Source organism: Acinetobacter sp. ANC_7635, from assembly GCF_056779945.1.
Genome location: NZ_JBWYIS010000022.1, coordinates 1 through 8693 on the forward strand (window position 1 = coordinate 1; position 8693 = coordinate 8693).

The following is an 8693-nucleotide window of genomic DNA, read 5'->3' on the forward strand; positions in this document are numbered from 1 at the left end:
ATTTTAATGAGGACTAAGGTTTGAGTTTGCATCGTTGCGACCGCCATCTTGTGTGGGCGGATCGTCGGGATTTCAACGAGCAAGGTTTCAACTGATGTAATCATTTCCACTCTACGCATTCTTGCATTGTGTATTTCATGTGGTATACCTTAAAAGAATGCAAAAATAGAGTCGAAGATCATTTTTGCATTTTAATATATTTTAAAGGTATGGAAGTCATGGAGCTTAGACATCTACGATATTTTGTCGCAGTGGTAGAAGAACAAAGTTTTACAAAAGCAGCCGAAAAGTTATTTATTGCGCAGCCACCATTAAGTAGACAAATTCAAAATTTGGAATCAGAGCTTGGCATTGCTTTATTTGAGCGAGGTAGCCGTCCATTAAAAACAACACAAGCCGGTTATTTCTTTTATCAGCACGCAGTGAAATTACTTGCCAATGCTGAAGAAGTTAAGTCTATGACAAAGCGTATAGGTCTAGTTGAACGTACAGTAACAATGGGGTTTGTCGGGTCACTGCTTTATGGGCTGCTTTCTAAAATTGTATATTTATATAGGCAGCAGCAACCCCACTTAAAGATTGAACTTGTTGAAATGACCACGCTAGAACAAGTTAAAGCACTCAAAGAGGGGAAGATTGATGTTGGATTTGGGCGGCTTAGAATTTCAGATCCAGCATTGAAGCGAATTTTGCTTCGCGAAGAGCGCTTAATGATGGCAGTGCATGCGAGTCATCCTTTAAGTTTAAAAAAAGAAGGTGTTTATCTATCTGATATTTCTGATGAAAATATTTTTTTATACCCTAGCCATACAACCCCTAGCTTTGCAACTCAAGTCCAAGCCTTGTTTGCAGAATATAATTTAGAACCTAAAAATATACGTTTGGTGCGAGAAATTCAGCTATCTCTTGGATTGGTTGCAGCTGGTGAAGGTATTTGTATTGTTCCAGAAAGTGCGAAATCAATTCAGCTATCCCATTTGCTTTACATCCCAATTTTAGATGAAACTGCAGTAAGTCCAGTATTTATGACGATACGTAATCTAGATGAGAGCGAGGACATCATGTCTCTAATAGATTGTATTTACCAAGTGTATGATTTAGAAGCAATTAAGTATGATAGAAATTTAATTTAGATAGGGTCTAATACAATAATTAGACTTAGGTCTAAAGCTATTGGATAAAAAATAGCAATCAAAAATCTTAAATACTCAAAATAACTACGACTTTAGCTTATGCCCCGAAAAGGGGCTTAATTTTTTTTGATAAATTTCAAACAAATAATTTTAACTTTGAAGAAAAAGTAGGTTGGAATAAAAAATTCAAATTAGAAATTCTCAAAGAATTTTTTTTTAAAGTAATTATTCGTCTAATTTTCATTCAATCATACTAGAAATAAGCCCTCGAGATTATTTAGACCTTGAAGGTATATATATAGATATATTCGGTTTTGGACATTTTTTCAGCTTTAAGTCAATGTTGCGTCATATTTTTGGAGAGTTTATTTGCAGGAGGCGCAACCTTGGAAGCAAACAAATTAAATATCAATCGTGTGATTGATGATGCTAAGTTCACACCATTTCATTGGGGTGTATTGTTTTGGTGCTTATTGATTATTATCTTTGATGGTTATGATCTTGTCATTTACGGAGTTGCATTACCTTTATTAATGCAGGAATGGGCATTAACTTCAGTACAAGCTGGATTGTTAGCAAGTACAGCTTTATTTGGGATGATGTTCGGTGCTATGTCATTTGGTACATTATCAGATAAGCTTGGTCGTAAAAAAACCATCATGATTTGTGTGGCAATCTTCAGTGGATTTACATTTTTGGGGGCATTTGCATCAAATCCGACTGAATTTGGTATTTTACGCTTTCTTGCTGGTCTGGGTATTGGCGGTGTGATGCCTAACGTTGTTGCTTTAATGACTGAATATGCACCTAAGCGAATTAGAAGTACTTTAGTTGCCCTTATGTTCAGTGGATATGCAATTGGTGGTATGACGTCAGCATTATTAGGTGCTTGGTTAGTTCCACAATATGGCTGGAAAATTATGTTCTATATCGCTGCATTGCCTTTAATCGCATTGCCGTTGATTTGGAAATTCCTACCAGAATCTTTGATGTACCTGACCAACAAAAACCAAACCGAGCAAGTGCGAATTAATGTAAAGAAAATCGCACCTGAAAAAAATATTACTGCTGACACTCAATTTGTATTAGATGAAGTCACAGCAGGTGATGAAGCTCCTTTAAAAGCATTATTCCAGCAAGGTCGTACCTTTAGTACATTCATGTTTTGGATCGCATTCTTTATGTGTTTACTTATGGTTTATGCTTTAGGAAGCTGGTTGCCAAAACTTATGATTCAAGCGGGTTACTCGCTTGGTGCAAGTATGATCTTCCTATTTGCATTAAATATCGGTGGTATGGTGGGTGCAATTGGTGGTGGATATCTTGCAGATCGTTTCCACATCAAAAAAGTACTGACAATTATGTTCGTGTGCGGTGCACTTGCACTTATCCTTCTCGGCTTTAATAGTCCACAAATCGTGTTGTATACGCTAATTGCAATCGCGGGCGCTGCAACGATTGGCTCACAAATTCTACTTTATACATTCGTCGCACAATATTATCCGTCAACAGTTCGTTCAACTGGTATGGGGTGGGCATCTGGTATTGGTCGAATAGGTGCAATCGTAGGTCCAGTACTCACCGGTGCTTTGTTAACCATGGAACTTCCGCACCAAATGAATTTCTTGGTCATCGCAATTCCTGGTGTGATTGCAGCCTTAGCAATTTTCATGGTGAATCTGAAAAATTCAGTAGATGGTAAAATTGCTCAGGAAGAATCTGTACACTCTTCTAAAGTCGTAGAACAAACTCAGTAAAAATTCTTTATAAATAAGACAGCTGCCAGAAGGTGGCTGTTACTTAGACTTTTAAACCATTTTATAGGATAAGAGAGATTAGGATGATCTTTTCAAACAAACCTTTTACTTTAAGTTTAATCTCATTAGCTGTTTTAACATCTACTGCAGCATACGCGAATAGTCCACAACAGTCTGAAATAGAGCAACTACGTCAAGAAATTGAAGTACTTAAATCAATGATGGAACAACAACAGAAGAATGCTGTTGTACAGACAAAATCGATTGAGACATTAAAAACTGAATCTGTTAAACCCCAACCAAAACTCAATGTTGGTAAAGATACCACTTTTAATTTTTATGGAAATGTTCGTCTAGATGCTTCATATCAAGCTGAAGGTAGTGGGTTAGATCGCCTATATAATAATATTAATAAGGTTCCTTTAACCGGTAATAATGAGGCGAGTGATCAGCTTAAGTCGACTCTATCAGCAACACGTTTAGGTTTGGATATTCATAGTCAAATTAATGATAAAAAAGTTTCAGGTAAAGTTGAAGTCGACTTTTTGGGTGGAGCTGGATTAGATAATCTTCGTATACGTCATGCTTATATGAATTACGATAAATGGTTAATTGGTCAAACTTGGTCTAACTTTGCTGTGCCAGACTATATGCCTGAAACGATTGATGCCTTAGGTTATGTGGGTGGTGCTGTAAAACGTACACCTCAAGTTCGTTATAGTATGAGTTTAGCACCTGCAACAGGCTTGGTCCTTGCAGCAGAAGATCCAAAAGATGGATTATCTAAAATGCGTACACCTGCAGTCACAGCGCGATTGAATCATCAATTAAATGATGATGCTAAACTCAGTTTACGTACTATGGTCAATGAAAAGAAAACAGAAGTTGATGAAGTCGTTGCATGGGGCGTAGGACTTGGTATGCAATATAAATTAGCTCCTTCAACTACACTGAAAGCTGACTACTATCATGTAAAAGGAGATAGCAGTTTCGTTTCATGGACGAATCCTGGTATCAGCCGTAGCTCATCTGGTGAAATTTTAGATGAGAATGAATTTGACTCAATTACCATAGGTCTAACGCAGCAATTTAATCCTCAATGGCGTGGAACTGTTGGTTTTGGTTATATGAATCAAGATGTAACAAATGCTTATCGAGGTGGTGCAGTAAATCTGACAGAGATCAATAAGGAGCTTTGGCAAGGTTGGGTCAATGCATTCTATAGTCCGATCAAACCGATTAGCCTTGGATTGGAATATGTGTATGGTGAGCGTAAAGCTGTAGTATCTGCACCAAATGGTTCTAACACAGGTGAGGATAATCGTGTAAGTGCTGTAGCAATTTATAATTTCTAAATTATTCAAACTTGAATGATGATAAAAAGAGCGATTTTTCGCTCTTTTTTTATGGGATGGTTTTAGAGAATGTCAGAATAGATCCTAGAAAAAATAAAAATATAAAAGTACTATGAGATCTGTTTTACTTTACATTCTCATCTACTAGGAGAAGGCGCGTTTCGTGTACGAATTAGATTGCAAATTACTCAGTATTTTTTTTCATGTTTACAAATTTAAAAGTGTCTCGGTTGCTGCTGAACAATTGCAGATGAGTCAACCTGCTGTAAGTAATATTCTTAATAAAATTCGACAACATTATAACGATCCGCTTTTTTTAAGAATTGGGAATGAAATGATCCCGACGGAATTATCAAAGCAATTATTCCCATTGGTCAGTGAAGCATTAAGTAAAGTTGAAGCGATTAATAATTTTACGATCGATTTTGATGAAGCTATATCAGATCAACAATTCACCTTGGCGATGACTGATGTTTCGCATTTAGTATTACTGCCTAAGATTTCCCAATATCTAAAAGCAAAAGCATCTCATGTCAGATTAAATGTGCGTCCAATAACTTCTGAAACAAGTTATCAAATGGCAAATGGTGAAATTGATCTTGCATTAGGATTTCTGCCTCATTTGGAAAATGGCTTTTATCAACAAAAACTATTCGAGCAATATTATGTTGTAATTGCAGCAAAAGATCACCCTCGTTTAACGGGAGATTCAATCAGCAAAGAGCAGTATTTGGCAGAATCACACATTGATATTGATGCGGGAATGGGGCATTACCATATTGAAAATGAGCTGTTAAACCTTGAACTTAAAAGAAATATTTTAATGCGATTACCAAGTTATCTTGGTGTTGGTCTTGTTGTTCAAGAAACTGATGCGATTGCTACAGTGCCTTATTATTTGAGCGAAGTTTTATTATCACGAGGAAATTTAAAAATCTTTGATGCACCTATTGCTTTCCCGACATATGGTGTTAAACAATACTGGCATATGTCCTGTCATCATAAGACCAGCCATCAATGGCTTAGACATATGTTTCATGAAATCCTTGTAAAATAACACTCATAAATACTCTATGAGCAAGCGATTGGGGTTATATAGATAGGCTATTCCTTAAACAAAAAATAGCCTAAGCTCTAAGCATCGTTATTAATTTTTAACTAAACCGCCATCCACTATTAAATTTTGACCAGTAACAGCTTTGGAGTACGGTGACAAAAACATTAAAATGGCTGAAGCAAACTCATCAGGAGTGACTACTTTACGCAAGGGGGTAGCGGAAGCAATATAATCAAAAACTTCCTGTGGCGTGCTTTTACTTGCATCAGTTTGTTGAAGTAAACCACCAGACAACATATTGACATTAATTCCAAACTCACCTAATTCATGAGCACATGTTCTCGTCAATGCGAGAAGGGCAGATTTTGCAGTAGTATAGTCATGATATGGCACAACAGGATTTTGCACCAAGTTTGTTCCTATATTCACAATTCGACCGAATCGATTAGCTTTCATGTCGGCTAAAGCGGCTTGAGTGGTATTAAGGGCAGCTTTGACAGCACCCTCAAACTGAGTGTGCATATCATTCCATTGTATTTGTGAAATATTTGGTCTTGCATCCCCGTTAAATTTAAATCTAACGAGTGCATTATTCACAATTGAATGAATAGCTTCACCAAAATGCAGTTTGGCAGCGTTAAACATTTCTGAAACTTGATCTGCATCAGTAATATCTGCTTGATAACTAAAAACTTGATCAGGATGTGAAAGTTTTAATGTTTTAGCGGACTCATGACTACTATGATAATTGACAACGACACGAGCGCCTTCGCGCAATAATGCCTTGGTAATAGCCAAGCCAAGGCCTCGTGCCCCACCTGTAACGAGTACAATCTGTTCGTTTATTTTCATTTACACACAATCAATACGACTTGGTGAAGATTGTATTTAAATAATAAGTAACTTCAACCTTTGATAAAGCAAAAATATTTATTTTTGAAATGAAATTTCTAATAGTTTGTGATGAATAAATCTGAGCTTGTCTAAGACTTTATCTGATAGCGTAAATGGGTATGCATCATCTAAACCCATACTGCGATTAAGTGCATTTAAGTTAAAAGTGATGGTTAACCAGTTTTGTAAAACAGTTTCAAAGTTTTTAGCACCAATCGGATTTTCTTCGATCGTCATACTTGGGAGATCAGCACGTTTAGATTGAACACTCAGACCCGCATAGTATGCTGTTTCTAAGGTATCCATCATATGTAAATAATGTGCCCAAGTCTCTGCCCAATCTTCCCATGGGTGAGCACTTGCATAGGAACTAATAAATTTTTTCTGCCAGTCTATGGGTGGACCTTCGTGATAATGTCGCTTTAAAGCCTCAGCATAATCTTGTCGTTCATCTCCAAACATTACTCTGAACGCATCAATCAGATCTGGTCGAAGCTGTTGAATGAGATCGAAATAGTAATGCCCGCTTTCGTGGCGAAAATGACCGAGTAGGGTTCGATAGTTTTCACCCATTTTTATTCGGGTTGTTTCGCGGTATACGACGTCTGCTTCGCTTGCATTTAATGTAATTGTACCTTGAGCATGACCAGTTAAAACAGGAAGATCTGGTTCGGGCATCAAAAAATTAAATCTAAGTCCAAATTGATCTTGATCATTTTTTTTGGGTCTCGGCATGATATTTAGTTGTTGCATCATATAAAGGAAACGACGCTTCGCATGCTCTAATCTGCTCCAATAGATGGTGTGATCAGGGTTATTTAAATTTGGAATAATAGAGGTTAGTTTGCAAGAGTCACAGTAAATATCAGAACTTTCTGCAGGAATCATCCAATTGCATACATGATGATGCAAATAATTAAAACAGGGTTTATAGAGTTTATTTTTGAATTTGGGATTAATAGATTTCCACAACTGACTAGTATGTTTATGGAAACTTCCCATTTCTCTTTCTTCTACAACATATCCTAAATTAATTCCACAATGAGTACATGTAGAATTCATAAAAAAAATTTGCCGATTGCACTGCGCGCAAGAAAAATATTTCATAAAAATTATTCATTTTTTTGAGATTATACCATTGCTTTTTTCAAAAAAAAATTTGTGTTTCTGATATTAAATAATGAAAATTAAAAGCAAGAAAAAAGATGAACAATAAGTAAGCAATGTATTGAATTTGTAAATAGCAGTCTACTTAAGATCATTTAGTTGCTGTATAAAATAAAATCAATTTTATTAAAAAATAGTGTGATGCAAATCACAATATATTGAAATATATGATTTTTAATCTAAAAAAATCTTGATTAGAAAACTAAATGATCGTTTAATGCTATTAAGTAAAATTTCTTTAAATCTATGGGTATTTTGTATATGCAAACTCAGATTATCTCAAAAAAAACCTTGAATAATACGATCACTTCAGAGAGCAATATAATTAAAATTGTTGAAGACTCAGTTGTAATGATCGATGTGGCTCCTGAAGATGTTCAAGAGCTCATTGTGAATGAAAATCAGGTCATTATTAAATTAAATAACGGGGAAACAATTACTTTAGATAACTTCAATTATGAAACTTCAGATCTTGTTTTCCGTAATCAAAACGGTGAAATGTATGTCCTTGATTTCAAAAATGTAGAATATAACCCATTAGAAAATATCGAAGCTTTATTAGAGGGCGGTGCTGGAACTGGTGCAACAATATTAAATAATTGGTTAGCTGGTGGAGCATTAGCACTAGGCGCAGTTGGAGTTGGCGTTGCTGTATTTGATGCAGCTAATGGATCAAGTGACACAAAACAACCTTCCAAAGATCTCAGCAAATTAGTTGATGCAATCAATGATGCTAAAAATTCATTAAATCAATTGGATGGTGATGAAAAACAGCGAGTTGAAAATGCTATTAATGATGCAGAAGCTGTTTTAAAAGACCCAGAATCAAGTCAAGAATTACTTGACCAGACGGCTGATGATTTAATTTCTATTGTTGAAGATGCTTTAAAAGATCAAGAAGCTAAAGATGCTGCTAAATTAGAAGAAGCAATTAATAATCTTGAAGCTGATTTGGAAAATGCAAAGGATAAGTTGGAAAATGAAGATCCAAATGATCCATATACTGATGAAACTAAATCAGAATTAGAAAAAGAAATTGAAGAAGCTCAAAAGCTTGTAGATGACTTCAATAACAATATTGGTGATAAGCCAAGCATTGATGATGTAAACAACGCTAGTGATGAACTAAATAATGCTGTTGATAATCTAAAAACTGAATCACAGCAAGAATTTGAAAATACGCCTGCTACAGAAGCGGATTTAGTCGCGCTTGAGACGAAGGCGAATGAACTTCAAAAGAAACTTGATGACAATGCAGAGTTGGAAGAGTCAGCAAGATATACTGATGAAACACGTGATGCACTTCAACAAGAAATTAATGAAGCTTTAC

The 8693-nt window shown here is 35.7% G+C and carries 7 protein-coding genes; 5 read left to right on the forward strand and 2 right to left on the reverse strand.

Features of this window, described 5'->3' with window-relative positions:
* Positions 1-218 precede the first annotated feature (218 nt).
* The 4 genes from AC1M89_RS14565 to AC1M89_RS14580 all read left to right on the forward strand — a co-directional run bounded on the left by AC1M89_RS14565 (position 219) and on the right by AC1M89_RS14580 (position 5302).
* The gene (locus AC1M89_RS14565) at positions 219-1133 is read left to right on the forward strand and encodes a LysR family transcriptional regulator (protein ID WP_035270297.1); all 915 of its coding nucleotides are present in this window, start codon (positions 219-221) and stop codon (positions 1131-1133) included.
* A gap of 386 nt (positions 1134-1519) precedes the next feature.
* Positions 1520-2890 (forward strand): MFS transporter, encoded by a 1371-nt coding sequence (locus tag AC1M89_RS14570; protein ID WP_035270292.1) that lies wholly within the window; start codon positions 1520-1522, stop codon positions 2888-2890.
* 83 nt (positions 2891-2973) lie between these two features.
* Complete coding sequence (locus AC1M89_RS14575; protein WP_035270289.1) at positions 2974-4245, forward strand: DcaP family trimeric outer membrane transporter; 1272 nt, start codon at positions 2974-2976, stop codon at positions 4243-4245.
* 163 nt (positions 4246-4408) lie between these two features.
* A complete protein-coding gene (locus AC1M89_RS14580) occupies positions 4409-5302 on the forward strand; it encodes a LysR family transcriptional regulator (RefSeq protein ID WP_092766282.1) in 894 nt (297 codons plus the stop codon).
* A 90-nt stretch (positions 5303-5392) separates the two neighbouring features.
* Here AC1M89_RS14580 and AC1M89_RS14585 read toward each other — a convergent pair whose 3' ends face one another.
* Positions 5393-6154 (reverse strand): 3-oxoacyl-ACP reductase, encoded by a 762-nt coding sequence (locus AC1M89_RS14585; protein WP_481596690.1) that lies wholly within the window; start codon positions 6152-6154, stop codon positions 5393-5395.
* 78 nt (positions 6155-6232) lie between these two features.
* Positions 6233-7303: a zinc-binding metallopeptidase family protein gene (locus AC1M89_RS14590; RefSeq protein ID WP_481609330.1), complete on the reverse strand. Its 1071-nt coding sequence runs from the start codon at positions 7301-7303 to the stop codon at positions 6233-6235.
* A gap of 321 nt (positions 7304-7624) precedes the next feature.
* Between AC1M89_RS14590 and AC1M89_RS14595 the strand changes: the two genes are divergently transcribed.
* Positions 7625-8693, forward strand: a 1069-nt coding sequence (locus tag AC1M89_RS14595) for a BapA/Bap/LapF family prefix-like domain-containing protein (protein ID WP_481614382.1), incomplete at its 3' end; no start/stop codon positions are given.

Excerpts from the sequence above, each read along its gene's own strand:
- AC1M89_RS14565 (WP_035270297.1), top strand. The coding sequence starts at position 219 with ATGGAGCTTAGACATCTACGATATTTTGTCGCAGTGGTAGAAGAACAA.
- AC1M89_RS14575 (WP_035270289.1), top strand. The coding sequence starts at position 2,974 with ATGATCTTTTCAAACAAACCTTTTACTTTAAGTTTAATCTCATTAGCT.
- AC1M89_RS14585 (WP_481596690.1), bottom strand. The coding sequence starts at position 6,154 with ATGAAAATAAACGAACAGATTGTACTCGTTACAGGTGGGGCACGAGGC.
- AC1M89_RS14590 (WP_481609330.1), bottom strand. The coding sequence starts at position 7,303 with ATGAAATATTTTTCTTGCGCGCAGTGCAATCGGCAAATTTTTTTTATG.